Source organism: Streptomyces sp. NPDC101191 (assembly GCF_044767915.1).
Taxonomy (GTDB): Bacteria; Actinomycetota; Actinomycetes; order Streptomycetales; family Streptomycetaceae; genus Streptomyces.
Genome location: NZ_JBIWOU010000002.1, coordinates 320,504 through 346,320, shown reverse-complemented (window position 1 = coordinate 346,320; position 25,817 = coordinate 320,504). Strand labels below are relative to the sequence as shown.

27 protein-coding genes are annotated in these 25,817 nt (G+C 72.7%); 16 read left to right on the top strand and 11 right to left on the bottom strand.

Annotated elements, in window-relative coordinates; genetic code table 11:
- Window positions 1-839, bottom strand: an 839-nt coding sequence (locus ACIRQF_RS08665) for a restriction endonuclease (protein WP_404090093.1), incomplete at its 3' end; no start/stop codon positions are given.
- A 407-nt stretch (window positions 840-1,246) separates the two neighbouring features.
- On the opposite strand from ACIRQF_RS08665, the gene ACIRQF_RS08660 reads away from it, so the two are divergent.
- From ACIRQF_RS08660 to ACIRQF_RS08650, 3 genes are read left to right on the top strand one after another with little or no spacing between them, the layout of a single operon-like run.
- Entirely contained in the window at window positions 1,247-2,935 is a 1,689-nt protein-coding gene (locus ACIRQF_RS08660; protein WP_389751915.1) for a PP2C family protein-serine/threonine phosphatase, read from the top strand.
- Window positions 2,932-4,062 carry a B12-binding domain-containing protein gene (locus ACIRQF_RS08655; RefSeq protein ID WP_404090091.1) on the top strand — a complete coding sequence of 377 codons (1,131 nt, stop codon included), beginning with the start codon at window positions 2,932-2,934 and terminating at the stop codon, window positions 4,060-4,062. The genes ACIRQF_RS08660 and ACIRQF_RS08655 overlap by 4 nt, the downstream gene beginning before the upstream one ends.
- The gene (locus ACIRQF_RS08650; RefSeq protein ID WP_404090089.1) at window positions 4,059-4,463 is read left to right on the top strand and encodes an STAS domain-containing protein; all 405 of its coding nucleotides are present in this window, start codon (window positions 4,059-4,061) and stop codon (window positions 4,461-4,463) included. Before ACIRQF_RS08655 ends, ACIRQF_RS08650 begins: the two co-directional genes overlap by 4 nt.
- An 82-nt stretch (window positions 4,464-4,545) precedes the next feature.
- Here the strand turns inward: ACIRQF_RS08650 and ACIRQF_RS08645 are convergent, their stop codons facing one another.
- Window positions 4,546-5,226 carry a DUF4230 domain-containing protein gene (locus ACIRQF_RS08645; RefSeq protein WP_404090087.1) on the bottom strand — a complete coding sequence of 227 codons (681 nt, stop codon included), beginning with the start codon at window positions 5,224-5,226 and terminating at the stop codon, window positions 4,546-4,548.
- Between the two features lie 183 nt (window positions 5,227-5,409).
- Between ACIRQF_RS08645 and ACIRQF_RS08640 the strand changes: the two genes are divergently transcribed.
- Complete coding sequence (locus ACIRQF_RS08640; protein WP_404090085.1) at window positions 5,410-6,177, top strand: VanZ family protein; 768 nt, start codon at window positions 5,410-5,412, stop codon at window positions 6,175-6,177.
- 16 nt (window positions 6,178-6,193) lie between these two features.
- On the opposite strand, the gene ACIRQF_RS08635 is transcribed toward ACIRQF_RS08640, so the two are convergent.
- Window positions 6,194-6,706 (bottom strand): GNAT family N-acetyltransferase, encoded by a 513-nt coding sequence (locus ACIRQF_RS08635; RefSeq protein ID WP_376634377.1) that lies wholly within the window; start codon window positions 6,704-6,706, stop codon window positions 6,194-6,196.
- Window positions 6,707-6,890: 184 nt separating this feature from the next.
- Here ACIRQF_RS08635 and ACIRQF_RS08630 point away from each other — a divergent pair, with 184 nt between their 5' ends.
- Window positions 6,891-9,194 (top strand): FUSC family protein, encoded by a 2,304-nt coding sequence (locus ACIRQF_RS08630; protein ID WP_404090083.1) that lies wholly within the window; start codon window positions 6,891-6,893, stop codon window positions 9,192-9,194.
- A 67-nt stretch (window positions 9,195-9,261) separates the two neighbouring features.
- On the opposite strand, the gene ACIRQF_RS08625 is transcribed toward ACIRQF_RS08630, so the two are convergent.
- Together ACIRQF_RS08625 and ACIRQF_RS08620 are read right to left on the bottom strand one after the other, a co-directional pair.
- A complete protein-coding gene (locus ACIRQF_RS08625; protein WP_404090081.1) occupies window positions 9,262-9,903 on the bottom strand; it encodes a TetR family transcriptional regulator in 642 nt (213 codons plus the stop codon).
- A complete protein-coding gene (locus ACIRQF_RS08620; protein ID WP_382486192.1) occupies window positions 9,900-11,396 on the bottom strand; it encodes an MFS transporter in 1,497 nt (498 codons plus the stop codon). The genes ACIRQF_RS08625 and ACIRQF_RS08620 overlap by 4 nt, the downstream gene beginning before the upstream one ends.
- 295 nt (window positions 11,397-11,691) lie before the next feature.
- On the opposite strand from ACIRQF_RS08620, the gene ACIRQF_RS08615 reads away from it, so the two are divergent.
- On the top strand, window positions 11,692-11,871 hold the full coding sequence (locus tag ACIRQF_RS08615) for a DUF6480 family protein (RefSeq protein WP_404090079.1): 180 nt from the start codon (window positions 11,692-11,694) through the stop codon (window positions 11,869-11,871).
- Window positions 11,872-12,057: 186 nt separating this feature from the next.
- Here ACIRQF_RS08615 and ACIRQF_RS08610 read toward each other — a convergent pair whose 3' ends face one another.
- On the bottom strand, window positions 12,058-12,783 hold the full coding sequence (locus tag ACIRQF_RS08610) for an alpha/beta hydrolase (RefSeq protein WP_404090077.1): 726 nt from the start codon (window positions 12,781-12,783) through the stop codon (window positions 12,058-12,060).
- Window positions 12,784-13,163: 380 nt separating this feature from the next.
- On the opposite strand from ACIRQF_RS08610, the gene ACIRQF_RS08605 reads away from it, so the two are divergent.
- From ACIRQF_RS08605 to ACIRQF_RS08590, 4 genes are all read left to right on the top strand, one after another.
- Window positions 13,164-13,547: a DUF6479 family protein gene (locus ACIRQF_RS08605; RefSeq protein WP_376634388.1), complete on the top strand. Its 384-nt coding sequence runs from the start codon at window positions 13,164-13,166 to the stop codon at window positions 13,545-13,547.
- Between the two features lie 40 nt (window positions 13,548-13,587).
- A complete protein-coding gene (locus ACIRQF_RS08600) occupies window positions 13,588-14,253 on the top strand; it encodes an SDR family NAD(P)-dependent oxidoreductase (RefSeq protein WP_404090075.1) in 666 nt (221 codons plus the stop codon).
- Between the two features lie 210 nt (window positions 14,254-14,463).
- Window positions 14,464-14,967: a hypothetical protein gene (locus tag ACIRQF_RS08595; RefSeq protein WP_404090073.1), complete on the top strand. Its 504-nt coding sequence runs from the start codon at window positions 14,464-14,466 to the stop codon at window positions 14,965-14,967.
- 105 nt (window positions 14,968-15,072) lie between these two features.
- Window positions 15,073-15,540: a DUF3592 domain-containing protein gene (locus ACIRQF_RS08590; protein ID WP_404090071.1), complete on the top strand. Its 468-nt coding sequence runs from the start codon at window positions 15,073-15,075 to the stop codon at window positions 15,538-15,540.
- Between the two features lie 18 nt (window positions 15,541-15,558).
- On the opposite strand, the gene ACIRQF_RS08585 is transcribed toward ACIRQF_RS08590, so the two are convergent.
- The 3 genes from ACIRQF_RS08585 to ACIRQF_RS08575 all read right to left on the bottom strand — a co-directional run bounded on the left by ACIRQF_RS08585 (window position 15,559) and on the right by ACIRQF_RS08575 (window position 18,551).
- On the bottom strand, window positions 15,559-16,143 hold the full coding sequence (locus tag ACIRQF_RS08585) for an SMI1/KNR4 family protein (protein ID WP_404090069.1): 585 nt from the start codon (window positions 16,141-16,143) through the stop codon (window positions 15,559-15,561).
- 170 nt (window positions 16,144-16,313) lie between these two features.
- Window positions 16,314-17,288, bottom strand: a complete 975-nt coding sequence (locus tag ACIRQF_RS08580) for a helix-turn-helix domain-containing protein (protein ID WP_404090067.1) — start codon at window positions 17,286-17,288, stop codon at window positions 16,314-16,316.
- A 153-nt stretch (window positions 17,289-17,441) separates the two neighbouring features.
- A complete protein-coding gene (locus ACIRQF_RS08575) occupies window positions 17,442-18,551 on the bottom strand; it encodes an FAD-dependent oxidoreductase (RefSeq protein WP_404091738.1) in 1,110 nt (369 codons plus the stop codon).
- A gap of 77 nt (window positions 18,552-18,628) precedes the next feature.
- On the opposite strand from ACIRQF_RS08575, the gene ACIRQF_RS08570 reads away from it, so the two are divergent.
- The 4 genes from ACIRQF_RS08570 to ACIRQF_RS08555 all read left to right on the top strand — a co-directional run bounded on the left by ACIRQF_RS08570 (window position 18,629) and on the right by ACIRQF_RS08555 (window position 22,360).
- Window positions 18,629-19,309 (top strand): TetR/AcrR family transcriptional regulator, encoded by a 681-nt coding sequence (locus tag ACIRQF_RS08570; protein WP_404090065.1) that lies wholly within the window; start codon window positions 18,629-18,631, stop codon window positions 19,307-19,309.
- Between the two features lie 232 nt (window positions 19,310-19,541).
- Window positions 19,542-20,726: a GyrI-like domain-containing protein gene (locus ACIRQF_RS08565; protein WP_404090063.1), complete on the top strand. Its 1,185-nt coding sequence runs from the start codon at window positions 19,542-19,544 to the stop codon at window positions 20,724-20,726.
- 237 nt (window positions 20,727-20,963) lie between these two features.
- The gene (locus ACIRQF_RS08560; RefSeq protein WP_404090061.1) at window positions 20,964-21,782 is read left to right on the top strand and encodes an isocitrate lyase/phosphoenolpyruvate mutase family protein; all 819 of its coding nucleotides are present in this window, start codon (window positions 20,964-20,966) and stop codon (window positions 21,780-21,782) included.
- A gap of 179 nt (window positions 21,783-21,961) precedes the next feature.
- Entirely contained in the window at window positions 21,962-22,360 is a 399-nt protein-coding gene (locus tag ACIRQF_RS08555) for an ATP-binding protein (protein WP_404090059.1), read from the top strand.
- 85 nt (window positions 22,361-22,445) lie between these two features.
- Here the strand turns inward: ACIRQF_RS08555 and ACIRQF_RS08550 are convergent, their stop codons facing one another.
- A complete protein-coding gene (locus ACIRQF_RS08550; protein ID WP_404090057.1) occupies window positions 22,446-23,063 on the bottom strand; it encodes a hypothetical protein in 618 nt (205 codons plus the stop codon).
- Between the two features lie 280 nt (window positions 23,064-23,343).
- Window positions 23,344-23,505: a hypothetical protein gene (locus ACIRQF_RS08545; RefSeq protein ID WP_404090055.1), complete on the bottom strand. Its 162-nt coding sequence runs from the start codon at window positions 23,503-23,505 to the stop codon at window positions 23,344-23,346.
- A gap of 443 nt (window positions 23,506-23,948) precedes the next feature.
- On the opposite strand from ACIRQF_RS08545, the gene ACIRQF_RS08540 reads away from it, so the two are divergent.
- Together ACIRQF_RS08540 and ACIRQF_RS08535 are read left to right on the top strand one after the other, a co-directional pair.
- Window positions 23,949-24,242, top strand: coding sequence for a hypothetical protein (locus ACIRQF_RS08540; RefSeq protein ID WP_376634414.1), 294 nt, complete (start codon window positions 23,949-23,951; stop codon window positions 24,240-24,242).
- Between the two features lie 299 nt (window positions 24,243-24,541).
- On the top strand, window positions 24,542-25,789 hold the full coding sequence (locus ACIRQF_RS08535; RefSeq protein WP_404090052.1) for a phosphatidylserine/phosphatidylglycerophosphate/cardiolipin synthase family protein: 1,248 nt from the start codon (window positions 24,542-24,544) through the stop codon (window positions 25,787-25,789).
- The last annotated feature ends 28 nt before the right edge of the window (window positions 25,790-25,817 follow it).

The following is a 25,817-nucleotide window of genomic DNA, read 5'->3' as shown; positions in this document are numbered from 1 at the left end:
GTTTTTGGGGGGTTGTGCCCCGGCGGCGGGGGGTGGGGGGGTGTGTTGTGATCCGGGCGCTCACCCCCGCGCCGCGCCCCGCCCCCCCCCCCGGCCCCCGCGTCCGGCTCCAGGGGAAGCGCGTCCCAGGGGGCCGGCGACGCCGACGCGGTCCACGCGTCCAGTGCCGTGCCGTCCACGCAGAGGATTCCGCACGAGGCCGCGTACTCGAGCGCCGGATCGGTGAACGAACTGGTCGTCACGAGGATCGCCACATCGGCACGGTGCACGGTGTAGCAGGTGCCGCCGAAGCGCTGGAGGTCCGGCGAGCCGACACGGTGGTCCTGCGCGTACCGCTTGCACTGCAGCACGACCCGCCGGCCGTCGGCCGTGGTCGCGAGCACGTCGGCGCCCAGATCACCCGCGCCGCCGACCACTTCCACGGCCGAGCAGCCGTCCCGGACGCACAGGGCCGCCACGGTGTGCTCGAACTCGTCGGGGTCGGCGCCGAAGTGGTCCAGCGCCTCACCGTCCACGACGGGCGCCTCGGCCGGCACCCCCTCCACCGGCGCGGACCACCGGCCGTCCCCGCCCTCCCCGGCCTCGCCGGGGGGCCGCACCCTCCTGCTGCGCACGGGTGCGATGCTCCACCGCGCCATCGCCACCCCCACCCCGAGGACCAGGAGCAGCACGACCAGCACGACGGGCGTGTGCACGCCCGCGGCCCGCGCCGTCCTGAGGAACAGCGCCGCACCCCCGACGATCGCGGCCGCGAGCCCGACGGCGAGCGCCACGTCCCGCCCGAGCGCCACCGGACGTCCACCGGGTATGCCCCTCTCCCTCTCACCGCTCGCCGCCATGCGGCCCCCTTCCCCGGTTGGTGTACGGCTCGACCGAAGCGCGGCCCCGTCCCCCGGAAGACGGGAGCGGGACCGCGCGGCACCGGGTCGTGAGCCACTGCTCACGACGACGTCTTCGTCCTGTCCTCGGTCTCACGAGATCGACTCCCGCATGACCGCGAAAGCGCCGCCGAAACGCGTCCCCCCGTCGGGAGTTCGAAGACCGCGGTGCCGCCCGTGGTGAAACGACCTCCTTCCGGGCCCTTTTGTGAAGCCCGTGTGCCCGGAACGTGAGGGTATGGCCTGGAAGCGGCCCGCCGTGTACCGGAAGAGGGGGTTCACTTGATGTGTGGCGTGCGCTGCGGAAGAGTGGTCGGAGCTGCGTCGAAGAGTGGAAGGCGGCGGGCCACCACCAGCGGGCCACCCATATGACTGTTTTCGAAGAGGAGTCCGGCCGGTCGGCGGGCGCACCCGCGGCCGTCAGCACCTCATGGCTCCGCTCGCCCCATCCCGCGGTGGTGGCCGACCGTGAGGGCGGGGTCGTGGAGTTCAACGACGCAGCCGCCGGGCTGTTCCCGGGAATGGGCGTCGGTTCGTGGCTGGACGAGGTCGTCCCCGGGTGGCTGGCCGACGCGCATCGGCGTCTGGCGCACCCCGGCCGGCCGCGGACGCGGCCCACCGACAACGCGGCCCGGGCGGGGAGCCCCGCTCTGCGGGGATGCCACCAGGGCCGGTTCCTGAAGGCCCATCCCACTCTGTCGGGACACGGCGACGTCGCGTGGTGGCTGGTGGACGACTCGGACCTGGTCGCCGCCGAGGAAGCACTGCGGACCGAGCAGGAACGCACCGCGCTCCTGGCGGAGGCCTCCACCCAACTGCTCTCGTCGCTCAACCCGGACCGGTGCCTGGAGAAGGCGGCCCTGCTCGCCGGCGCCCACCTCGCCGACGCGGCGCTCGTGATCGCGCCACCGGTGAGGAACCGGTACTGCGTGGTCACCGCGGTGGGGGAGCGGATCACCCGACGCCAGGTGGCGATGGACCCCACCGCGGTGCCCGGCCTGGCCGAGGCCCTCCAGGGCTTTCCTCCCGTGCCCGCCCGGTGGATCGATCCGGCGGAACTCCCGGACTGGGCCGTACCCGAGGGCTTCGAGGCACCCCCCGGGTCCGTCGCCATCACCCCCCTGCCCGGCCACGGCGTGCCCGCGGGCGTGCTGATCCTGCTGCGGCGCACCGGTCGAGCGGCCTTCGACGCCTCGGAGGAACTCTTCGCCCGGCTGTTCGCCGCCCGCGCGGGAGCCGCCCTCTCGGCCGCCCGCCTGTACGCGGAGCAGGCACGCGTCACCCGCGCGCTGATCGCCGAACTCCTCCCGCCGCAACTGCACCACGTGCACGGGGTCGACTTCGCCGGCGGGTACCGCACCTCCCAGGACACGGAGCGGATCGGCGGCGACTTCTACGACGTCCACGCCGGCGCCGACGCCGACCAGGAGTCGCTCGCGGTCCTGGGAGACGTGTGCGGCAAGGGGCTGGACGCCGCCGTGCTGACGGGCAGGATCCGCAGCACCCTCCAGGCGCTGCTGCCCCTCGCGGGCGACCACCAGAACGTGCTGACCCTGCTCAACGGCGCCCTCCTGACCACCCGTCACACCCGGTTCGCCACCCTCGTCCTGGCGTCCGTGAGACGTTCGGGCGGGCGCGTGCGGGTGCGGCTCACCAGCGCCGGTCACCCCGAGCCGCTGATCCTGCGCGCCACGGGGGAGGTCGAGGAGGCCGACACGCGCGGCACGCTCGTGGGCGCGCTCCCCGAGGTCACCTCGCGCTCCGCGACCGTCCATCTGGCGCCCGGGGAGACGTGCCTGCTCTACACGGACGGGATCACGGAGGCCCGCGGCGGACCGCTCGGCTCGTCCATGTTCGGCGAGGACAGGCTGCGGACCGCCCTGGCCGAATGCGTCGGACTCCCGGCCGAGGCCATCGTCGAGCGCATGCAGATGCTCGCCGGCAACTGGGTGGGCAGCGGTCCGCACGACGACATGGCCGTCGTCGCGATCACCGCACCGCACACCACCCATCTCACCGCGGTGAACGGCCACACCCGGGGCAGGTACACCGCATGACCACCACGCACATCACGAACCCGTCCACCGGCCTCGCCGGCATCCGCGAGCGACTGTGGGCGGCCCTCGCGGCGAGGGACGAGGAGGAGGCCGCCGCGGCGGTCTTCGACGCCTGCGACACGGGGACCCCCCTGGAGGACGTCCTGCTCGACGTCATCGGCCCCGTGCAGGCCCGCGTCGGCCGGGAATGGGCCGCCGGCCGGCTCAGCGTCGCCCAGGAACACGCCGTGACGGCCATCCAGGACCGCGTCATCGCCGCCCTCGCCCACCGCACCGCGCCCCGTCCCGCCGTCGGCCGGGCGGTCCGGCGGCGGGACGGGGCGCCTGTGCACCGCGTCACCATCGCCTGCGTCGACGGAGAATGGCACGCCCTGCCCGCCCGCCTCCTCGCCGAGGTCCTGCGCGGGCGCGGATTCGATGTCGACTACCTCGGCGCCCAGGTGCCCACTCCGCACCTGATCGCGCACCTGCACCAGACCGGCACGGACGTCGTCGCGCTCTCCTCGTCCCTGCCCGTCCGCCTCCCGTCGGCGCACGCCGCCATCACGGCCGTCCAGGCCGTCGGGCTGCCCGTACTCGTCGGCGGAGCCGCCTTCGGCCCCGACGGCAGATACGCCCGCCTGCTCGGAGCCGACGGGTGGGCGCCCGACGCCCGCGCCGCCGCCACCCTCCTGGCCGGCGGCCTGCGACGGCCGGAAGAACCGCTCCCCGCCCCGCACCACGACCTGCCCCACCTGCCCCACCTGCTCGACCAGGAGTACACCCTCGTCGCCCGCACCCGGGTCCAGCTGACCCACGACGTCCTCACGGGGCTGGAGGACAGGGTCCCCGCGATGTCCGCGTACACCGAACGGCAACGGGAGCGGACCGCCGAGGACATCGCCCACATCGTCGACTTCCTCGCCGCCTCCCTCTACACCGACGACGCCGAACTGTTCACCGGCTTCCTCACCTGGACGGCCGGAATCCTCCAAGCACGCGGGGTCCCCACCGGGGCCCTGCTGGCCGCGCTCGACCTCCTCGCCGACGCGCAGCGCGACTTCCCCCGCGCCCGGGCCCACCTCGCCGCCGGACGCCGAGCCCTCACCCGTGTCCCCCGTCAGCCCGACCCCGGAACCCACGCATGACGACGTTCTCCCACAACACCTTCGAGCTCAAGGCCACCACCGGTGCGGACGGCGTCCTGTACGCGGAACTCGCCGGCGACCTCGCCTGGGACGCCACCGACGAACTGCTGGACGTCGCCCGCGCGCACCTCTCCGCGGCCCCGGACCCCGGGGACATACGCCTCGACTGCGCTCGGTTGACCCTGTGCGACTCGATGGGCCTGTCCGCCCTGCTGGCCCTCCACCGGTACTCCACCGCGGCCGGAGTACGGCTGCACCTGGAGCACAGGCCGCCCGTCCTCGACCGGCTGCTCCTCCTCACCGGCACGTACGAGCACCTCACGGAACGGACCGAGGCGGCCGGCCCCGACGGCCCCACCCCTGGCGACGACGCGGACAGCCCCCGCCTGCCGCGCCCCTGACGTCCGCGCTTCCCGGCGGCCCGGATCCGTGGTGTGTCGACTCCCCACGGAGCGAGGCGAGAGGCAGCGACCCGCTCCTCGCTCAGACGTAAGTGACCGTCACCTGCTCGAACCCGAGCGCCCGCAGCAGACCCTGGAGCATGGCGGTCGTGTTGCGTTCGGCCCGGGACGTCAGGTCCGACTCCCGGGCGGCATCGCCGATGTGCCGGGCGGCGAGGACGTTGACCGCCCGTTCGCTCGCCGGGTTGTCCGAGAACAGGTCGCCCAGCCGGTCCAGCAGCCCGCGTTGCTTGGAGACGGCGTAGGAGCGCTCGGGATCGAGCGCGGGCGAGGCCAGCCGGGCGTGCGGCAGACGCAGGGTCGCCGTGGTCCGGTTCGCGTCGACGGTGACGGCGTCCTTCCCGACACCGCCGAGTTCCACGTACGCGGTGACGCTGCCGGTCGCCACGTAGAGCGTGCGGGTCCCGCGGATGGCGTCCGGCAGGAACCGGGCGTCCTGCTCCAGGTCGACCACGACCTGGTAGGTCCCGGCCGCACCCTCGTAACGGTTCATGTCCTGGACGGACTTCAGGACGGCGGGTCCGGAGCGGTCCTTCGCGTCGGTCCCGAACACGTCCAGCCCCGGCAGCCGCAGGAACTGGCCCACCACCATCAGGGCCACGGCGAGGACGAGCAGCACGACGGCGCCGAGGGGCCACCTCCGCCCGGAGCGCTCCGGGCGTCTCTCGGGGAACGAGCGTCTGTTCGCGGTGTCTTCTCCCATGGGCGCCTGGTTCCCGGCGCACCGCGACTCATGCCTGGCCCTCCCGCGCAGCGGCAGCGGTCGTCGGTCGGTCGCCCTTGCCGTCGTGCGGCCGCGGACCCGAGGGCGTCCCCGGCATACGACGGCCCGGTCCGGGTACGCGGGCCCCGTTGACCATCGGACCAGAGATGGGGGAGTGGGCTCATGATCGGCTGGAGAACCACGCGGAGACCGGCCACGACGGGGACGCGCAAGACCACCGAGGAGGCGGCCCCGTCCCGCCCGGCGCGGGCCGGGGCGAAGCGGAGCACGCCGCGGGCGGGCGCCGCGAAGCCCTTGGCCGGACGACTGCTCATCAGACGTCTGGTCGCCGGGAAACTGCTCGTCAGGAAGCCGGATTCCGGCAGGCGCATCGCGAAGGAGCCGGCCGCGGCGGAGCCGACGGTTGCGGAGACCGGGCGGCGGGGACCTGCCCGTACCGGGCCCGGCCGGGTGGTGCGGGTGCTGGTCGCCCTGCTCGGCCTGGCGGGCATGGTCGCCTTCGCCGCGGTGCTGGCGAAGCTCACCCTGGGGGAGTCACCCGCGTCCGTCCCCCTCACCCACAACAACCTGACACCGGGCCGGTCCATCCAGGCGTACCTCCAGCAGCCGGCCTTCGTGGAGACCGTCAAGCAGCTCGGCGGCAACGTGGCCCTCGGTGTGCCCTTCGGCCTGCTGCTGCCGCTGCTGTCCCGCAAGACCCGGGGCTTCCTCCGGGTGGCGCTCGTCACCGTCTGCACCATGCTGCTCGTGGAGCTGGTCCAGGGCGCACTCGTCACGGGACGGGCCTTCGACATCGACGACGTCCTGCTCAACACCACGGGCGCGCTGCTCGGCTACCTCCTCGTCGGCCGGCGCCTCGGCCGGGCCGTCCACCCACGGACCCGCCGCCGGTGGTGGCGCCGCCGGGTCCCGGACGCCGCCCGGCCGTGAGCCGGACGAGCCGGGATCACCGCACCAGCTCGGAAGCCAGCAGATCCATGAGCAGTCCGTCGTGCCAGCTGCCGTCCGCGCCCCGCTCGTACCGTCGCATCACACCGACGGGCCGGAAGCCCACCTTCTCGTAGCAGCGGATCGCCGCGGCGTTGTCGGCCGCCGGGTCGATGACGAGCCGGTGGTGGCCGACGTCGTCGACCAGATGGCGGGCGAGGGTGCGGACGGCGTCGGTGCCGAGACCCTTGCCGTGCACCGAGGGGTCGAGGAACAGGTCGATCCCGGCGTGCCGGTAGTCCGGCTCTTCCTCCGCGTACCACTGGATCATTCCGACGATCCGGTCGTGGTGGAGGACCGTGAGGCAATGGGTGGCCGGGTCTTCCAGGTCGGAGGACACCTCCGCCGTCAGGTCCGCACCGCCGCGCCACCTCGCCCGGACCTCGGGAGTGGCCCGGATGGCGGCCAGGGCGGGGACGTCACCGGGACCGGAAGGACGCAGGACGACGCCCGCACCGCGCAACTCGTTCATGCGCACCAGCCTGCCCCCGGCCCGGAGCGGTGGGCTACCCCCGCGCCGCATTCCGTCAGGTCGAGGACGAGGCCCGCGCCGGCGCAGCCTTCGTCCCGCTGTGTGGCGCGGCGCACCGCGCCCCGTCACCCCGCGGGGCGGTCCCCGTCGTGCCGGGTGCGGCCGGGCGGGTGATGCTGGGGGCATGGGTGGCGCGTTCCCACGACCTCCGTCGCCCGCCTACCGGGCGGCGGCGCGCAGGGCGCTGCGCGTCACGATCGCCGCCGGGGCCGGGTTCTACGTGCTGCTCTACGGATTCGACCTGGCGGTCGGCGCGACGTACGCGCTGTTCGGCGCGATCGCGATGGCCGGGCTGTCCCACCTCCCCGGCTCCGGGCGTCAGCGGGCCACGCTGCTGCTGTGCACGGTGCCGGTGTGCTGGGTCCTGATCACGCTCGGCACCTACCTGTCCGTGCGGACCTGGAGCGCGGTTCTCGGGATGCTGGTCGTCGGGTTCGCGCTGGCGTTCACGGCCGTCGGCGGCCCGCGCTTCGCGGGCGCGGCCACGGGGCTTCAGCTCATGTACATCCTGCCGTCGTTCCCCCCATACGACCCCGGTTCACTGGGCGAAAGGCTGGCGGGGGCGACCTTCGGGCTCGCGCTGCTGATCATCGCGGAGATGACGCTGCTGCCCGAGCCGGGGGCCCCGTCCTACCGCGACCGCGCCGCGCGGGCCGTCGAGGCCGCGGTCCGCTGCGCGGACCGGCTGCGCTCCGCTCCGTACACGCTTCCGGAAGACACGCTGCGCACCGCCCGGGCCCTGAGCGACGGGCTTCGTTCCTCCCAGGTGCCCGAGGCGGAACGGCCGGCCGGAGCGGGGCTACGGCAGAGGGCACTGGCCCACACCGGCCTGGCGACCCGCACCCTGCTCGGCCGGCTGACCGCGCTGCCGCCTCCTCCGGACGTGGCGCCGCACGCCGGCGCCGGCGCGGGGAGAGCCGACGCAGACGCGGAGGGGGCAGCCACGGCGGCCGGAGGCACGGCCGGGGCGGCGGAGAGCACGGAGGGGAGGGGCCCGGACCCGCTGCGGGCGGTCGCGGAGGCGGCGCGGGAGGCCGCCGAACGGTTGCGGGGCCGAGCGCCCGACGGACGGGCGCATGCCGCCCTGGAGCAGGCGCGTCAGGCACTGGCGGAGGGCGAGGACGGCTCTCCCGCCGAGCTGCGCCGTAACGCGGCACTCCTCGAGGTGGCGGACGCGGCGCTCGCGATGTCCACCGCGGCCGACATCGCCGTACGGGGCCGGGCGGCCGACGCACCGGCGCCCGGGCGCTTCTGGTACGCGAGGCAACGGGCCCCCCGACTGTGGTGGCGGCGCCTGTCAGGCCACGCGGGCGGCCGGTCGGTGTTCTTCCAGAACGCCGTACGGATCAGTCTCGCCCTGGCGGCGGCCCGGCTGATCGCGGGCATCGACACGCTCCCGCACGGGTTCTGGGTGCTGCTGGCCACCCTGACACTCACGCGCACGACGGTGCGGGAGACCCGGACGACGGAACGGAAGGCGCTGACCGGCACCCTCGTCGGTGCGTTGGTCGCTGCGACGCTGCTGGCCCTGGTCGGCACCGACATCGAGGTGTACGCGGTGGCTCTGCCGCCACTGATGCTGGTCACCTTCACCGTGGGGCCGGTGAAGGGCGTCGGATGGGCGCAGGCGCTGTTCACCGTGGTGGTCGCCCTGGTCTTCGCACAACTGGCACCGGCCACCTGGCAGCTCGCCGAGTTCCGGCTCCTCGACGTGCTGACCGGCAGCGCGATCGGCGCCGTCTTCGGACTGCTGGCCTGGCCGAGGGGCGCCCATGACGAGCTACGGCGCTCCGTGGCGGTGCTGCTGAGGATCGCCGCGGAGATCGTGGTGGCCACCACGGCGCAGATCGCCGCGGGCGGGCGGCGCGTGCCCGTCCTCACGGCGCCGGGGCACCGCTCGCTGCAACACGCCCTGGTCCTGGCGGAGTCGGCGTACGCGCAGTACCAGAGCGAACCCCAGGGGCGGCGCACGCCACCGCCCGCCCGCCGGGACTGGCAGGCCGCGCTGATCGCCGGGCACCACACGCTGTGGGGCGCCGACCGGCTCCTCGTCCCGCCCGAGCCGGTCGTGGTGCCACCGCTGGGGCCGGACGCCTCGGAATCCCTCATCCGCACCGGCGACCGGGTAGCGGCGGGCATGCTGCTGACCTCCGCGCGGATGGACCCCACGGGGGACACCACGGAGACGCCGGCGCCGCTCCACGCGCCGACGGCCTCCGCCACCATGGCGGCCGACCCGCCGGACGCACCGCGCGCGTACTACGCGACCGTGTCCTGGCTGGCCTCGCTGACGACGGACCTGGCACGCCTCGCCGAGGAAACCGGCACTACCGCTACCGCTACCGCAACCGCTACCGACATCCGTACCGGCGCCGGCACCGGGACCGCCGCAGACGCCGAAGCACCCGTCGGCGAGGGACGCGCCTGACGCCCGGGGCCGCGGTGACCGCCCGAAGTCGGCGCCGCGAGCCGGGGAAGCGCCTGCGCCGGGTGCCTCAGCTGCCGTCGACGAGGTGCTGGATGCCGGGGGCGTAGAGGTCCGCGAGCCGTTCGGCGGTGGCGTGGGCGGTGGCGCCGTCGGGGCGATGGAGACTCAGGGTGGCACCCAGGCCCAGGAGTTGGCCGGCGACGAGTTCGGCGCGCAGACCGGCGTCGGGGCCGGTGAGGATGCCCGTGAGCCGGTCGGTGACCTGCTCACGGAAGCGGGAACGCAGCTGGGTGCGCTCGTCCTCGATGCCGAGGGAGAAGACGACGCGCAGCAGCGGGTCGCCACGGAGCCGGTCACGGAGGTCGACCATGGTCAGCACGAGGTGCCGGCCGAGGCCGGGGAGCGGGGCGGCGAAGAGCTCGGCGGCGGCCGGGCGGAAGTCGACCACCGTGTTGAACAGCGCTTCCTTGCTGCCGAACCGCTTGACGATCAGGGACGGGCTCACTCCGGCGGCCGCGGCGATGCCGCGCATGGTGACCTCGGCGTAGGGCTTGAGCGTGAACGCCCGCCGTGCGGCGCGGATGATGGCCTCGCGCCCGGTCTCCGCACCCGGCTCACCGGCGGTCGTCCTGGCGTGGAAGGCCTCCCCGTGGACAGGTCGATCCGCGCCGTCCTCGGCCCGGGCGGTGGGTTCGTCGGCGGTGCTCATGCGTTCCCTCGGGCGGCGCTGGTGGGTGGTGACACCGTGACCGTACCGCCCGCACGGTCGCCGTCGCGCGCGCTGTCCCGGCTCGGGCGGTCGGACGGCAGGAGGAGGGACGCGACGAGGGCGGCGAGGGCCGCTCCGGCCGCGATCAGGAAGATCAGCAGGTAGGCGTGGAGCGTCGGCGCGGTGTGGCCGTCCGCCACGAAGGTGACGCGGGCCAGTACGGCGGCGACCACGGCGCTGCAGCAGGCCTGGCCCACGGAACGCATCAGGGTGTTGAGGCCGTTGGCCGACCCGGTCTCGCTCACCGGCACGGCCCGCATGACGAGGGCGGGCAGCGCGGAGTAGGCGATGGCGGTGCCGCAGGACACGACGGTGGCACCGGCGACGATCAGCCAGAGGCTGTGGCTCGTGAAGAAGCGCACCACATAGCCCAGGGTCATGACGACGGCCGCCCCGGCGAGCGCGGTGCGGGGCCCGTACGCGGCGGAGATCCGCGCCGAGAGGGGCGACAGGGCCACCATCGCGAGTCCGCCGGGCAGCAGGCAGAGTCCGCTGACGACGATGGACGCGCCGAGGCCGTAGCCGGTGCTCGTGGGCTCCTGCACGAGCTGCGCGGTGACCAGGGAGTTGGCGTAGAACGAGAAGCCGATGAGCAGCGCCGCGATGTTGGTGAGCAGCACGGCGGGCCGCGCGGACACCCGCAGGTCCATGATCGGGGAGGGGGTGCGCAGCTCGTACCGGCCCCAGAGCAGGCCCACGGCGACCGAGGCGCCGAGCAGGCCGAGCGTCAGCCCGGAGGTCCAGCCCCAGCCCGAGCCCTGCGTGATCGCCAGGAGCACGCCGACCAGCAGTCCGGCGAGGCCCAGCGTGCCCAGCGCATCGAAGCGTCCCTTGGAGCGCACGGGCGACTCCGGCACGATCCACAGCACGAGCAGCAGGTCGAGCAGGCCGAGTGCGGCGGAGGCCCAGAACATGGTGTGCCAGTCGAAGTTCTCCGTCACGACGGCGGCCAGGGGCAGTCCGATCGCCGCGCCGATGCCGAGGGTGGAACTCATGAGCGCGATCGACGGCAGTACGCGCTCGGCCGGGAGTTCGTCGCGGAGGATGCTGATGCCGAGCGGGATCACCGCGAGAGCCGCACCCTGCAGGGCCCGTCCGGCGATCAGCACGCCGATGTCGGAGCTGACCGCACACAGTACGGAGCCGAGGGTGAGCACCCCGAGCGAGGCGAGCAGGACCCGACGCTTGCCGTACATGTCGCCGACCCGGCCGAGTACCGGTGTGAACACCGCGCCGGTGAGGAGGGTGACGGTCACGAGCCAGCCCGCGGCGCCCGCGCTCGCCCCGGTCAGCTCCGGCACGTGCGGCAGGAGCGGCACGACGAGGGTCTGCATGACGGCGACGACCATGCCGCAGAAGGCGAGGACGGGGACCACGAGCCGGGAACGGGCGGGGCCGGGCGGTGTACCGGGCGCGGATGTCGCGGAGGTCATCGTGCTCCAGAGGCGATGCGAGAGCAGGGGGGAGGGCAGGGGGAGGGCAGGGGTGCACATCTGTTCACCCCTAGGGTAAACAAGCGTGCACCCCCTGCCAAGGCTGGGATCCCGGGCCTCGGGTGGCTTGCTCCGGCGAGGCCGGGGGAGGTCGCCGTGGCGGCGCGGCCGGGCGGCCGGGCGGTGCGCGACAAGGTTTCGCTGCACCAACGCTGCAGGTGGCACCCCTGTCGACCACGAGAGACGTTTGAGCGAGAACGCCCAGCACATGCAGCCCACGGTCCGAGGAGGCGTCATGGCCGACAGGCGCGTACCGCCCGAGGAAACACCGCCTGTGGAGGGCTCCACTTCGTCGGCGCACCCCGAAAGGCCGGACGGCGGCATCTGGGACCACCCCGGGATGTGGGTTTCCCTCATCGTCGCCGGTGCCGTGATCGTCGCGCTCTTCTTCGCCTTCCGCATCGCAGGTCTTTGAAGCACCGCGTGAGCGCCGTCGAGGCGGGGGGTGGTGAGGCTCGGCCGCCCGCGGCCCCGCCGCACGGCCCCTCGGACCTCTGCATGCCACCGCCGTCGAGGAGGCTCAGGACCTGTCCTCGACGGCGGTGCTCCGGCCGACACGCCGCCCGCCCGCCCGGCTAACCGTTTGCCGGTCGTCCCGGCGTCACTTCAGATGTCTGTCCAGGAACCGGCACCCGTCCTCCAGCTCGAAGTACGGGGTGCCGGTGTGCCCGCCCAGGTTGGCGTGCAGGGTCTTCTCCTTGCTGCCGAAGGAGTCGAACAGGTCCAGGGCCCGTTGCCGCGGGTTCCCTTCGTCGTCCCACTGCAACAGGAACAGCAAGGGGATGGTGACCTGACGGGCCTCCTCGCGCTGGGCGCGGGGCACGAACCCGCCCGCGAAGAAGCCCGCGGCCGCGATGCGCGGCTCGGCCACCGCCAGCCGGATACCGAGGGCGGTCCACCCGCCCGAGTACCCGACGGGGCCGCCGATCTCGGGCAGCTCGAGCAGGGCGTCCAGCGTCGTCTGCCATTCCGGGACCGCGTTCTCGACCAGCGGGCCGACGAAGGACTCGAAGATCTCGTCGACCGGCTCGCCGGCCTGCATCGCGCGGCGGAGGTCGGCGCGGGCCTGCTCGTCGGCGGCGGAACGGGGCCGTTCACCGCAACCGGCGGCGTCGATGGTGGCGACCGCGTAGCCGCGCGCCGCGGTGTACCGGGCCCGGGCCACCAGCCGGGGATCCGCCATGGGCAGGCCGTTGTTGTGGGCCATCAGGATCAGCGGGGCCGGTGCGGATGCGGGCGTGGTCCACAGGGTGCCGGGGATCTCGCCGAGGGTGAACCGGCGCTCGAGGACGCCGTCGTCGAGGCGCTCTTCAGAAATGAAGTGCATGGTCGTGCCTTTCGGGAGTGCTCGTGAACGGCGCTCCCGGACGACCTTATCGCCCGACCGTGACCCCGGAGGGGAGCACCCATGTCGATACAGCGTTCACGGGTACCACCTCCTCGTTCTCTCACACGGCCTCCCGGAGGCTAGCAAGGGTCACCGTGGTCGGCCAACGGGTTTTCGCCGAGGCCCGTGGTCCGATACGGCTCACCCGACGGGGCGTGGTCGTGGGGGCGTCGCCCGGCCGTGCGCGGCTCCTGGCACCCCCGGGCGGGGCGCTCCGTTCCCGTGCATCCGCCCGCCGGACACGCACAGAAAGACAGTTGACGTTGCCGAACCCCGACTCGAGGTTTCGGCCCACTGGGAGAGACGAGCGAGGTACGTCCATGCACAGGCACATTCTGGAGGAGCAGGTACTCGCGGCCGGCGTCTGGCAGTCCGGACTGGCCCAGGTGCTCGGCGGGCTGCTCGTGGTCGCGGTTCTGATCGGTGCCTTCGCGCTGGGCATCCGGGTCAAGAACCGAGAGCTCCCGCCGCCGGAGCCGGAGTCACAGCCTTACCGCCCCGAAACCGACCAGCTGCCCGGCGAGGTGTCCGAGTACCGAAAGCCCTCCGAGATGCCGGAGACGGACGGCGAGCACCGGCTCATGCCCTACAACCTCAAGAGCTCGGGCGAGGCCGACCCCGAACCGCAGAGTGAGGAGAAGCGCAAGTGGCGCGGCATCTCCAGTGGCGGATTCGGCAGCGGCGGCCCGGGCCACGGCGACTGAGCCCGGATCACCCGTCCCGGCTCCCCAGGAGGTTCCCGAGATGCCCGGAGACAGGACGCTCGTCGTGGGCGCGACCGGCATGATCGGTGGTCTCGCAGCGCAGATGCTCGTTCGGGCAGGTGCCTCCGTGGCGCTGGCCGGCCGTGACACGCAGCTGCTCGCGGAGCGGTCGGGGCTGCTGGGAAACCGCCCGTACCGCCCCTTCGACGCGTACGACCTCGACGGTTGCGCCGCGCTTGCGCCGTGGGCCGCGGCCGCCCTCGGGGGACTCGACACGATGGTCGTCGCCATCGGAGTCGCCGGCTTCGGCCGGGCCGAGGAGGTGTCGGAGGCCGCGGCGGAGCACCTCATGACCGTCAACGCCCTCGCACCCATGGCCGTCGTACGCGGCGCCCTGCCGGTCCTGGAACCGGCGGGCGCCGTCGTGGTCGTCACCGGACTCGTCGTCGACAGGCCGCTGCGCCGAACGGCCGACTACACGGCGGCGAAGACCGCGCTCGCGGCCTGGCTGGACGTGGTCCGACGAGAACGGCGCGATCGCGGCGTCTCCGTGGTGGACGTGCGCATGCCGCACCTCGACGGTGGGTTCGCCGACCGTGCGGTGACGGGCAGCCCGCCGCGGATGCCGCCCGGCCTGGACCCCGCACGGGCGGTGGAGGAGCACGTGATCGCGCCGATCGCCGCTGCGAGGAGACAGGGTCCCTGAGGAGGCGATCCACGGAGGAGTGAATTCCCCGTCTCGTTCCATCGAGCCGCATCCGGATCGCGCCCCCGGCAGAAGTGTCCATGGAGCCTCCGCTGTCCATCCCCCCGAGCGGCGGAGGCTCCGCTCCTTCCGTGCGAGCGACGGGGAGCGGCATGGAGCGGGCCGCTACGATCACAGGGTTTTGTTCTGGGGTTTGCGGGGCGGGGGCACATGGGCGACGGCGTGGGGGACTTCGGGCGGCGGGGCGCGCTCGCGCTCGGCTTGGCGACCGTACTCGCGGCGTGTACATCGCCGTCGGAGAGCTCGGACGAGACCACGGTCCGTACGGACTCCGAACCACTGGAACGCCGTTTCGCCGCTCTCGGCCGCCTTTCCGACGCGCATTGGCTCGGCATGGTCCTGGGCACCGACTCGAGAGGCTCCGTTCCCGGCCCCACCGATGTCCGTGTGGTCGGGTTCGCCAGGCTGAGAGCGGGTGGCGTCAAGGCCGTCGCGGGGGCACCGCGGGAGGGATTCCGTCCCACGACGCCGAGCCCGCCGCCGGAACCGCTCGTGCCGTACCTGCCCAAGGGCGCCCACTGGGTCCGGAGCGAGTCCTTCGATCGCGAGGTGACGGGTGGGGCGTATGCCGGCACGTTCTTCCTCGACGAGAGCGAGGACCTGGTCTACTTCGACACGACCAACCCCCTTCCTGCCCCCAGCTCCGGCCACTGATCGCATCCTCCGTTCCGTGTCGACGACAGCTCGGGCGTCAAGTCCGAGCGATATCAACCCCCTTCCTCCTGCCGTCACGCTGAGCGGCTGAATCGAGAAGTCTGTATGTCCCCTTCGACGGTCCTGTGGCTGCTCGCGTCGGCCTTCACCCCGGCGGGCGCCCTCGTCGCCGCGGCGGCTCACCACAGAATCCGGCAGATCCGACGGCTGATCCGCCAAGGGAAGAGCGCTGAGGGCATGGTGGTCCGTCTCGAGCCGACGAAGCTGGAGGGCCACGGCTCGGACCACACGATCACCATCCGCAGCTCCGGCACCACTGTCTACTACCCGGTCATAGCCTGGGCCACGGCCGACGGCCAGGCCATGGAGACCAGGACGGACATCGCTCGCCCCTTGAACAGGACGCTCCCGCTCGGCACCAGGGTCGAAGTCCGATACGACCCGGCCAAGCCCTCGCACTGGACGCTGCCGACCGAGAAGGCCACGATGTGGTGGCTCGCCGTCGCGCTCGGCGGGCTCTTCGTGCTCATCGGTTCGGGATTCCTCGCCGGGGCGCTGGTGTTCGCCCGCTGAAGCAGGTTGCGGCCGAGGTCACCCGGTGGCCCCGGCGGTGTGACGCGTCTTCAAGGGGCTCTCCAGCCACTCGGTGTACCAGGTACGAAAGCCCGGGCTGACCGGCACGAAGCCGCCCCAGTCCGGATCGAGCTCCCAGACCTGCCCGGCTCGCGCGCCGTTCAGGACGAGCCGGAGGAAGCTGCCGCAGCCCCGTTCGGCGAGCATGAGCGTGCCCGGGGTCAGTACGTCGGCACGTCGGCCGATCCGGCCGGGCAGAGGTTCGGTGAGCGTGAAAGGCTCCGCCAGTCGGCCCGGCAGGCGGTCCTCCCTCCACTCGGCGTCCACGGCCCACTCCTCGTCGGCCTCGGGGCGGGCGGCGGTCAACGGCATCAGTCCATGGCCGGGGCCGGCGGGGCCGTCGCCCACCTCTGCCACGAACGACCGGTACTCCTCCGGCAGATCGATGCCGTGGGCTCCCTCGAAGGCGCGGATCTCCGCCTCCGGCAGGGGAGGCGAGATCTCGTATCGGTGCGTGTCCGCCCCGAAGCGCTCCCGCCCGGGGTCCTGCGCTGCCATCTCCCGTATCCGCGCGCGTACGCCGTCCCCGTCCCAGTCGTTCATCCCGTGAAGGTAACAAGGCCGACTGTGCCTCGTCCGCCGCGTGCCCCGTGCGCGGCGGCCCTCTGCGTCCGCCGCAGCCCTGCCCCGCGGCTGTCGGAGCGGTTCACGTACGGGCGGGTCCACGGCGGCCGGGTCCGCGGGGCCGGTTCACGGCGGCCGGGTTCGAGGGGCTACGGGTGGCGCTCGCCGTTGAGCGGGCCGGGGCGGGTCCGGGTGCGGAAGGTGCGGCGGTAGGTGTCCGGGGGGACGCCGACCGTCCGGGCGAAGTGGCGGCGGAGCGTGGTGGCGGTGCCCATGCCGGTGGCCGTCGCGATGGTGTCGACGGTGTCCTCGGTGGTCTCCAGCAGTTCCTGTGCGTGGCGGATGCGTTGGGCGAGCAGCCACTGCAAGGGGGTGGTGCCGGTCACCGATTTGAAGTGGCGGCCCAGATGGCGCGAGCTCATCCGAGCCTGGCGGGCCAGGTCCTCCACGGTGAGCGGCTGGTCGAGGCGCTGCAGCGCCCAGGGGAAGAGGCCGGCCAGCGGGTGGTTGCCGGGGGCGGGCACCGGGGTGGTCACGAACTGCGCCTGGCCGCCGTCGCGGTGCGGCGGGACGACCAGGCGCCGGGCGACGGTGTTGGCGACGGCCGAGCCGTGGTCGAGACGCACCAGGTGCAGGCACAGGTCCATGGCGGCGGCTTTGCCCGCAGAGGTGAGCACGCCGCCGTTGTCCACGTAGAGGACGTCCGGGTCCACCGTGACCCGGGGATGGCGTCTGGCCAGCTCCTGGGTGTGTGCCCAGTGCGTGGTCGCGAGTCTGCCGTCCAGCAGACCGGCGGCGGCGAGCACGAAGGCCCCCGTGCACAGGGAGGCCACGCGGGCACCCGCCTCGTGGGCCTGGCGCACGGCGTCGACCAGTTCCGCCGGCGGTTCCTGGTCGACGTCGGCCCAACCGGGCACGATCACCGTGTCGGCTTGGGTCAGGTGCTCGAGACCGTGGTCGGGCTCCAACCGGAAGCGCCCGACCTGGACGGCGCTCGGCCCGCAGAGCGCGAAGTCGTACCAGGGGTTCACGAGGTGGGTCAGGTCGGAGCCGAAGACCTCCATCGCCAGGGACAGTTCGAAGTGCAACATGCCGTCGGTGATGGCCAGCGCAACAGTGGTCACGTCCGGAAGTGTAGGGCCGCGCGGTTCCGGACAGGTGTGTGAGGGCGGATCACTCGAAGCACGTCCTCCGCCTCGTAAGGATGGCACTGTCGTCTGCGAGCGGTCGGCCATCGAGCCTGGGGGGTGGGGCTCGGGCGCTGCCCCGGAACGGCGTCAGCCGGGTTGGAAGAACGCCAGCAGCCTCTGGGCGGCGTCCGGCGACATCAGCAGTTCCTGCATGTCCGCGGACATCCGGGCGGCAGCGGCGGTGCGTTCGAACATCTCGCCTTCGTATTCCTTGACGGCGGCCGGGAAGTCGTCCCGGTTCGCGGCCAGCGCGAGCCCGAGCCGGGCGCCGTCGAGCAGCGCCATGTTGGCGCCCTCTCCCACGGGCGGCATCAGGTGCGCGGCATCGCCGAGCAGCGTGACGTCCGGCGCGGACGGCCACGTCAGGCCGGCCGGAAGGGTGGTGATCGACCGGGGTACGACCGTGTCGTCGCAGGCCGCGATGAGCGCGGTGAACCGGGCGTCCCAGCCGGGGAGCAGCTCGATCAGGCGGGCCCGGGCGGCGGCCGGGTCGTCGAACGGGATCCCACTGGTGGCGAACCAGTCCTCGGTGGTGTTGTAGAAGCTGATGCCGATGCGGACCCGTCCGTCTCCGTTGCGCTGGGCCGCCAGGGACATTCCGTCGCCGAGCACCCAGTAGGTACCCCGTCCGACCATCGCCGCGAGGTCGGGGTACGTGCGGTCGATGTCGGGGATGCCGACCTCGACGACGTTCTGGCCTGTGTGCGCGGGACGTGCGTCGGTGAGGAGGGGGCGGACGCGGGACTGTGCGCCGTCCGCGCCGACCAGCAGGTCGTATGTCGCGCTGTGGCCGCCGGCGAAGTGCAGCACGCCGTTGTCGGCGGACGTGAACGCGTGCCCCCAGCGCATCATGTCCTCGGGGAGGGAGTCCAGCAGCAGGTTGCGCAGATCGGCGCGGTCGACCTCGGGGCGCGCGAGCGGGGCGTCGTCGGGGGTGTCCTCCTGGAGCAGCAAGGTGCCGTCCGCCTGGAGAAGGCGCATGTCCTGGCCCTCGCCCCGGGCGATCTCGTGGAATTGCTCCATCAGGCCGGCCACGCGCAGCGCCCGCTGGCCGGAGTGGATGTCGAGCATCCCGCCCTGGCCGCGCGCGGCGCGTGACGATTCGCGTTCGTACACGACGGCGTCGATGCCGTTCAGGTGCAGCACGCGGGCGAGAGCCAGGCCGCCGAGGCCGGCTCCGACGATGGCGATGGCGATGGTCATGGGTGTCTCCCCCTCGATACGCCGTATGAGTCGATACACTGTATCGCCCCATGCGATGTACTGTGAGCGGCATGTTGGTATGGGAGCGGCCGGAGCCGCCGAGTCGACCGGTGCCGGCCTCGTTGAGCCGGGACCGGATCGTGCGCGCGGCGATCCGACTGGCCGACGCGGACGGTCTGGAGGCGGTGTCGCTGCGCAAGGTCGCCGCCGTGCTGGGCGTCGGGCCGATGCGGTTGTACGGCTACATCGCGAGCAAGGAGGAGTTGCTCGACCTGATGGTCGATGCGATCCACGCCGAGATCCGGCCCGTCGGAGACGACTGGCGAGAGGTACTGCGGTCGCTCGCCGAAACCACCCGGCAGGCCGCTCACGAGCACGAATGGCTCTCCGACCTGCTGGGCGGGCGCCCGCAACTCGGGCCGCACGCGCTGGCCAGGGGAGAGGCCGTGGTGGCCGCGCTGGGCGCCGTCGATGTCGACGCCGTGATGCCGGTGGTCGGCGCGGTCGACGCGTACGTGATCGGCGCGGTGCGCCGGGAGATCGCCGAACGGCGTGCCGAGCGGGCCTCGGGGATGGACCAGAGGCACTGGCAGGCCTCGCTCGGTCCCTATCTGGAGCGGACCTTCGCCACCGGCCGATTCCCCGCGCTGGCCACCGTGGTGCGGGATGCCGCCCACCTGGACGCCGACGAGACCTTCCGGATCGGCCTCGACTTCCTGCTCGACGGCATCGGAGCCAGCATCTCGCGGTGACGCGCGGCTGATCAGGGCCGGCGTCTCGCGGTGACGCGCGGCTGAAGGGCCGGACCGTACGGCCCGGTTCGATCGGACCCCCACGCAGATTCGCGGTGACGCGCGTCGGGTCGAGCCGCGAGACGCCGGCCGGCCCGGCCGAATCCCACACGGCCTCGATGGGCCCGACCTCGCGCCGAGCGCTTCACGGGAGTCCCCCGGAGACGCCTATTCCAGCGCTAGGATAGGCGGCATGAACCCCGGCCTGTCCGCTGCCGAACTGACGCTGCTCGGCCTGCTCGTGGAACAACCCCGGCACGGATACGAGCTGGAGGCGGTGATCTCCGAGCGGGGAATGCGCGAGTGGACGGAGATCGGCTTCAGCTCGATCTACTACCTGCTGACGAAGCTCCGGGAGCGGGGCCTGATCACCCAGACCGAGGCCTCGCGGTCGGGGAGCGCCAAGGCGCGCAAGGTCTACGCCGCGACGCCCGAAGGACGGCAGGCCTGCGCGGCGGCGGCCGAGGAGGCGATCGCGGACCTGCACCCGCTCTTCCCGCGCGTGCTGGTCGGTCTGGCCAACCAGCCGGCCGTCGACCACGAGCGCCTGCTCGCCGCCCTCGATCAGCGAACCCACGCCGTCGCGGAGCGCATGGAGCGTGTCCGCGAGGCAGCGTCCCGGGAGGAGCGGGCCCCCGGGTTCGTGCACGCGATCTTCGACTACACCCTCAGCCAGCTGTCGGCCGAACAGGCCTGGCTGGCCCGCTACCGAGCATCACTGGGCGACACGCGACCTCAAGGAAGAGGGACATCCATGGCGCCGTACGACGTCAAGCGCGAGCAGAAAGCGCTCTACGCGCCCAAGAACACCTCGTGGGCGGTAGTGGACGTTCCCGAGCAGCAGTTCATCGCCATCGACGGCACGGGAAACCCGAACACCGCACCCGCCTATACGAGCGCGGTCGAGGCGCTGTACGCGGTCGCCTACACCCTGAAGTTCGCCGGCAAGCGAACGGAGGGAGGCGACTTCGTCGTGGCTCCGCTGGAGGGTCTGTGGTGGGCCGACCGGCCCGAGGCGTTCACGACCCGCGCCAAGGACACCTGGAACTGGACCATGCTCATCTCCATGCCCCCGTGGATCACCCGGGAGATGATCGAGGACGCCAAGCAGACCGCGCTGGCCAAGAAGAAGCTTGCCGCGATCTCCCGGCTGCGGCACCTCACCCTCAACGAAGGCACCAGCGCCCAAGTGCTCCACATCGGCTCGTACGACGACGAGGCACCCGTGCTGCACGAGCTCCACCACACCTATCTCGCGGCCAACGGCCTGACGGAAGCGGGCGTGCACCACGAGATCTACCTCGGCGACCCTCGCAAGACGGCCCCCGAGAAACTCAAGACCGTCCTGCGCCAGCCGGTGGAACCCCTCGGGCGGTAGTCAGGGCCGTCGCCGCCCAGGACCGAGCACCCTGAAGCGGCCACGGGTCCACTGCCCGGGCCGGACCCGCCTGCAGCCGTGCCCGCCCACCGGTGGACACCGCGGGCCGGGCCCGCCCACCGGTTGACACCGCGTACCGACCACTCCGCGAACAGGTCGCCGGGGGACGGCTACCGGGTGACCACGGTGTCGGATTCCTGCCGGACAGGGGCCTCGGCGCACTGGTTGGCTGTCCGCATGACCGTCACGCACACGGACCGGGCCGTACTCTTCCGCTCCCTCCACAGCCCCGCGCGTCCCCTCGCGCTCGCCAACGCCTGGGACGTGGCGAGTGCCCGCGTCATCGAGGCCGCCGGGGCGCCCGCCATCGCCACCACCAGCGCCGGCATCTCCTGGTCGCTCGGCCGCCCCGACGGGGACACCCTGACTCGCGAGCGAGTGGTGGACCTGGTCGGCCGCATCGTCGCCGCGGTCGGCGTGCCGGTCAGCGCCGACATCGAGGGCGGGTACGCGCAGGACGCGGCGGGCGTCGGCGACACCGTCGAACGGGTGCTGGCAGCAGGCGCCGTAGGCATCAACATCGAGGACGGCACCCGCCCGCCGGCCGAACTCGGGGCGCGACTGACCGCGGCCCGGGCCGCCGCGGAACGAGCCGGCGCGTCCCTCTTCCTCAACGCCCGCATCGACACGTACCTGTTCGGTCTCGGCGACCCCGCCACCCGCCTGAAGGACACCCTCGAGCGGGCGCGCGGGTACGTGGACGCGGGCGCCGACGGCATCTTCGTCCCCGGCGTCGTCGACGCCGCCACCATCGCGGAGCTGGCCGCGGGCGTCGCCGTACCGCTCAACATCATGGCCGTCCCCGGCGCACCGGACGTCGCCGCGCTGGGCGCCCTCGGCGTCGCCCGGGTCAGTCTCGGCGCGGGCGTCGCCCAGGCCGCGTACGCCGCGACCCGCATGGCGGCACAGCAGCTGTACGACACCGGCGCCTACCACGCCCTCGCCGACGCCATCCCCTTTCCGGAGCTCAACGGCTTTTTCTCCGGCCCGCGCTGACCACGGACCCGCGGGCCGGAACAGCCACCGCGCAGATCGCCGGCCCGGGTGGTCCTGCGTAGCCGCGGCCCTGTCGAACATCTCTGTCGAACGGGAACCACGCTGCGTGCATTGCCGGAGGCGCCGGTGGGCAGATGCCGGTTCGGAGACCGCACTCGCCACGGGAGGAGGAAGCGCTCATGGCGGCCCCCTTCAGGCGGCACTGTGAGATCCACGGCCCGTATGCGGCGGCTCGGGCCAGGGCGGAGGTCCACCGCCTCGCGCAGGAGGCCTGGCTCGCCGGCGGCACGGTGGAGCAGACCGTGGAGGACGACGCCGTGCTCGTGGTGAGCGAACTCGTGGGGAACGCAGTCCGTCATGCCGGCGGCGCCTGTTCCCTCGACCTGGCCTTCGGACCGGCGGGGATCGACATCGACGTCAGCGATCCGAACCCCGAACCGCCTCGCCCGCGGTCGATCGAGACGACCAGCGAGGGCGGTCGCGGCTGGGGCATCGTCTCCCGGCTGACCAGCGAACTGACCGTGCAGGGCGATCAGCGTGGCAAGACCGTTCACGCCCACATCGACCTGGGCTCCTGACACCACCCACCTTGTGCAAGGCGAACACAGGAGGGGCCCGAAGCGGCCGCTGAACAGCCAGGACAGGTCGTGTGGACGGTGAAGATCAGCTGAACCAGACGACAAGCCGCACGTGTTCGGCGCCGTGCCGGGCGGCAAGCGTACGCATGACCGTCCAGACCGGGGACCACTGCACCTCAGGCACGGCCTGGCGTCGGGTCAGGCGTTCCACCCGGAAGAGCCGGTCCCCGTCCGCCCATTCGGTTCCCTCCGGCCAGTGATTTCCCGGGTAGAGGGCCTCGTGACCGTTCAGCCCCGACACCTGCTCGAAGCGGCTGTTGTAGCCGCCGCTCGCGTGGAAGCACCAGTCACCCTCCGGGGTGCGGCGCCGGTACTCGTGGATGTGGGGATCCACGGCCGGAGCGGTCTCGTCCCAGTCGACTCGTTCGACCTCGGCCCAGCTGATCCAGGAGGGCCACCGGCCGCCGAGCTCCTCGACGAGCCAGGCGACCCGCTGGGAGACGTCCGAAGGCAGCCCGCGCTCCGAGGCGAGTGGCTCGAAGCTGCGGTCACCCACCCCGAAGAGGCAGCCGAAGGCGCGGGGATCACGTGTGTCGTAGAGATGGTCCAAGTCCATCGCCGGGTGCCAGAAGGAGCCGGCCGCGGCGAAGTCGACTCGATAGTCGCGCTCGCACTCGATGTAACCGCTGATGTCCGTTCCCACGGACGCATTGTCCCGGAGCCCGTGGGCATGAGCGAACGAGTTTCCGCTCTGGGCGACTCCCGAACGAGCGCGCGACACCTACGCCGCCACTCGGCTGAGCTGAGCCGGAGTGCCGGCGCCATCGCGGGAGTCACCCGCGATGGCGCCACGCACGTGCCACGACAGGCGATCGGTCCCCACCCCTGGCATCCACCGGCCCAGGCGGCGGGGCTGCTGGACGCCCGAGGCGCCGGCTGTCGTAGCCGCTCGGTCTCCGCGAGACCACGGGCCCGTCAGCTGGTCACGAAGCCTTGGCGTCGTCCGCGGGCGGCTCCTTCTCGCGGCCCTTCTCCGCCTTCGCGCGCACGTCCTTCGGCGTGGGCACCGGAATGTTCCTCTGCTCCGCGGAACGCTCCCGCGTCTGTTCCCCGACCTGGGTGTACCTCTTCTCGGGCGTGCTCATGTTCCGTCCTCTCTCTCGGTCCGCGGGCGCCAGGTGCGGTGCGCCGCGGCGACGGCCGTCGCGTCCGTGGCCGGCCTGGCCGGACCTCACCTCACCGTGCACCTCCGGCGAACGGCTGGGGCCGAGGGCCGGGACGGCGGGCTGGCGGACGTCGTCCGCGACGCCCATCGGACTTGCCCCTGCGCGGCATGCTCGGCAGCCGGCTGACGTCGCAGAGGCCCGGTTCACTGTGGTCGGTACCCCTGATGCGCCGATGGATGCGCTGCGGCAGCCCGCCATGACACCCCCTCGTGGTCGGTGGGGTACGGGATGGCTTCGAACAGCAGCTTCGCCCCCGTACGCCGAAGCAGCTCGTCGTTGCCCTTTGTGTTCACTCGACCACTCAGGGCTAGGATGCCCGGCGTTGCCGCGATCGCGCGGCCGACCGAGACAGGGGCACCCGCATGGCCATCATCGTCACCTTCGACCTGCCCGGCGCCGGACAGGAGCTGTACGACGCAGTGATCGAGCGCGTGACCGGCGGACGCGGGTTCACGAAGTTCGCGGACCTGCCGAACGCAGGTCTCGTCTCCCACGCGGCGGGGCCGGTGGACGGAGGGTTCCGGGTGACCGAGGTCTGGGAGAGCGTGGAGGCCCTCGAAACGCACGCGAAGGCCTTCGGGCCGGTCCTGGCCGACCTCGGCCACGGCGACGTGCAGCCCACGATCATTCCGGCGCACAACGTCGTCGTCCGGTAAGGCCGGTTCGGCTGCGCCTGGACGCCGCGGGCCGTCGCCGCGGGCGGGATGCTCGTGCACCGGTGTCTCGGCGAAACCCCGTCGGCGACGCCGCCGGGTGCGGTCTCGCCGATCGCGGCGGCGAGCAGCTCAAGCCGCCCCCGTCCAGGCTGGTGAGGATCGCCCGCCGCGCTGTCACGGACGGATGGTCCCTGCGCCGTCCGGCGCGCAGGAATGGGCAGGTGGCGAGCGGGCACACGGTACGCCGGGCTCAACGAGCAGCCCGCCACCGTCGTCTTCAAGGTCCGGGGGGACACCGCATGCTCCTGAACGACGTACCGGCCGACGCCGCCGATCACCCTGCTGCCGCCGATCACCCTGCCGGCGCCGACCGCGCCACCGGCCCCGATCTCGCCGCCCGCAAGCAGCGCATGCGCCGCAGGCTTGAGCGGCTCATCGGTGTCGCCGCCACCGAAGGCAACGAGCTGATCCCCCTGCGGAACGGCGACCAGATCTTTCCCGCGATGCTCCGGGCGATCGGCTCCGCCCGCCACACGATCGACATGATGACGTTCGTGTACTGGCGCGGCCAGATCGCCCGCGACTTCGCCGTCGCGCTCGCGGAGCGCGCCCGCGCGGGCGTACGGGTGCGGCTGTTGCTCGACGGCTTCGGAGCCAAGGTGATCGAGGAACAGCTCCTCGACCTCATGGAGGCGGCCGGCGTCCAGGTGGCCTGGTTCCGGAAGCCGATCTGGCTGTCGCCGTTCAAGCAGAACCACCGCTGTCACCGCAAGGCACTCGTCGTCGACGAGGGGACCGCCTTCACCGGAGGCGTCGGCATCGCGGAGGAATGGTGCGGCGACGCCCGCAATTCCGACGAGTGGCGCGACACCCACGTGCAGGTGCGCGGCCCGGCCGTGGACGGCATCGCGGCCGCGTTCGCACAGAACTGGGCCGAGTGCCATGCCGAGCTGTTCGACGACCGCGACCGCTTCACCGCGCATCCCCAGCCGGGAACCTCCGTGGTGCAGGTGGTGCGCGGCTCCGCCAGCATCGGCTGGCAGGACATGGAGACTCTCGTCCGTGTCATGCTGACCTCCGCCGAGGAGCGGTTCCGGCTCGCCACCGCCTACTTCGCCCCTGATGGCTACTTCGTCGACCTGCTGTGCCGAACGGCCGCCCGCGGCGTACGCGTGGAGATCCTGCTTCCCGGGCCGCACACCGACCAGCGGGCCTGCCAGCTCGCCGGCCAGCAGCACTACAGACGCCTGCTGGAGGCCGGCGTGCACATCCGCCAGTACCAGCCGACGATGATGCACGCCAAGATCATCACCGTGGACTCGGTCGCCGCCCTCATCGGGTCGACCAACTTCAACCGCCGGTCCATGGAGCACGACGAGGAGGTCATGCTGGCCGTCCTCGACGAGGACTTCACCGCCGCGCTCGACCGGGACTACGACGCGGACCTGGAGCAGAGCGTGGACATCGACCTCTCACGGTGGCGACGCCGCGCGCTCGTCCAGCGCGTCAAGGAAGCCGCCGTCACACCGATCCGGCACTTCCTGTGAGCGTCCTGGCGGCGCACGGCGTGCGACG

Coding starts and splice junctions, on each gene's coding strand:
- ACIRQF_RS08660 (WP_389751915.1), top strand. CDS start 1,247: ATGACTGTTTTCGAAGAGGAGTCCGGCCGGTCGGCGGGCGCACCCGCG.
- ACIRQF_RS08655 (WP_404090091.1), top strand. CDS start 2,932: ATGACCACCACGCACATCACGAACCCGTCCACCGGCCTCGCCGGCATC.
- ACIRQF_RS08650 (WP_404090089.1), top strand. CDS start 4,059: ATGACGACGTTCTCCCACAACACCTTCGAGCTCAAGGCCACCACCGGT.
- ACIRQF_RS08645 (WP_404090087.1), bottom strand. CDS start 5,226: ATGGGAGAAGACACCGCGAACAGACGCTCGTTCCCCGAGAGACGCCCG.
- ACIRQF_RS08640 (WP_404090085.1), top strand. CDS start 5,410: ATGATCGGCTGGAGAACCACGCGGAGACCGGCCACGACGGGGACGCGC.
- ACIRQF_RS08635 (WP_376634377.1), bottom strand. CDS start 6,706: ATGAACGAGTTGCGCGGTGCGGGCGTCGTCCTGCGTCCTTCCGGTCCC.
- ACIRQF_RS08630 (WP_404090083.1), top strand. CDS start 6,891: ATGGGTGGCGCGTTCCCACGACCTCCGTCGCCCGCCTACCGGGCGGCG.
- ACIRQF_RS08625 (WP_404090081.1), bottom strand. CDS start 9,903: ATGAGCACCGCCGACGAACCCACCGCCCGGGCCGAGGACGGCGCGGAT.
- ACIRQF_RS08620 (WP_382486192.1), bottom strand. CDS start 11,396: ATGACCTCCGCGACATCCGCGCCCGGTACACCGCCCGGCCCCGCCCGT.
- ACIRQF_RS08615 (WP_404090079.1), top strand. CDS start 11,692: ATGGCCGACAGGCGCGTACCGCCCGAGGAAACACCGCCTGTGGAGGGC.
- ACIRQF_RS08610 (WP_404090077.1), bottom strand. CDS start 12,783: ATGCACTTCATTTCTGAAGAGCGCCTCGACGACGGCGTCCTCGAGCGC.
- ACIRQF_RS08605 (WP_376634388.1), top strand. CDS start 13,164: ATGCACAGGCACATTCTGGAGGAGCAGGTACTCGCGGCCGGCGTCTGG.
- ACIRQF_RS08600 (WP_404090075.1), top strand. CDS start 13,588: ATGCCCGGAGACAGGACGCTCGTCGTGGGCGCGACCGGCATGATCGGT.
- ACIRQF_RS08595 (WP_404090073.1), top strand. CDS start 14,464: ATGGGCGACGGCGTGGGGGACTTCGGGCGGCGGGGCGCGCTCGCGCTC.
- ACIRQF_RS08590 (WP_404090071.1), top strand. CDS start 15,073: ATGTCCCCTTCGACGGTCCTGTGGCTGCTCGCGTCGGCCTTCACCCCG.
- ACIRQF_RS08585 (WP_404090069.1), bottom strand. CDS start 16,143: ATGAACGACTGGGACGGGGACGGCGTACGCGCGCGGATACGGGAGATG.
- ACIRQF_RS08570 (WP_404090065.1), top strand. CDS start 18,629: ATGTTGGTATGGGAGCGGCCGGAGCCGCCGAGTCGACCGGTGCCGGCC.
- ACIRQF_RS08565 (WP_404090063.1), top strand. CDS start 19,542: ATGAACCCCGGCCTGTCCGCTGCCGAACTGACGCTGCTCGGCCTGCTC.
- ACIRQF_RS08560 (WP_404090061.1), top strand. CDS start 20,964: ATGACCGTCACGCACACGGACCGGGCCGTACTCTTCCGCTCCCTCCAC.
- ACIRQF_RS08555 (WP_404090059.1), top strand. CDS start 21,962: ATGGCGGCCCCCTTCAGGCGGCACTGTGAGATCCACGGCCCGTATGCG.
- ACIRQF_RS08545 (WP_404090055.1), bottom strand. CDS start 23,505: ATGAGCACGCCCGAGAAGAGGTACACCCAGGTCGGGGAACAGACGCGG.
- ACIRQF_RS08540 (WP_376634414.1), top strand. CDS start 23,949: ATGGCCATCATCGTCACCTTCGACCTGCCCGGCGCCGGACAGGAGCTG.
- ACIRQF_RS08535 (WP_404090052.1), top strand. CDS start 24,542: ATGCTCCTGAACGACGTACCGGCCGACGCCGCCGATCACCCTGCTGCC.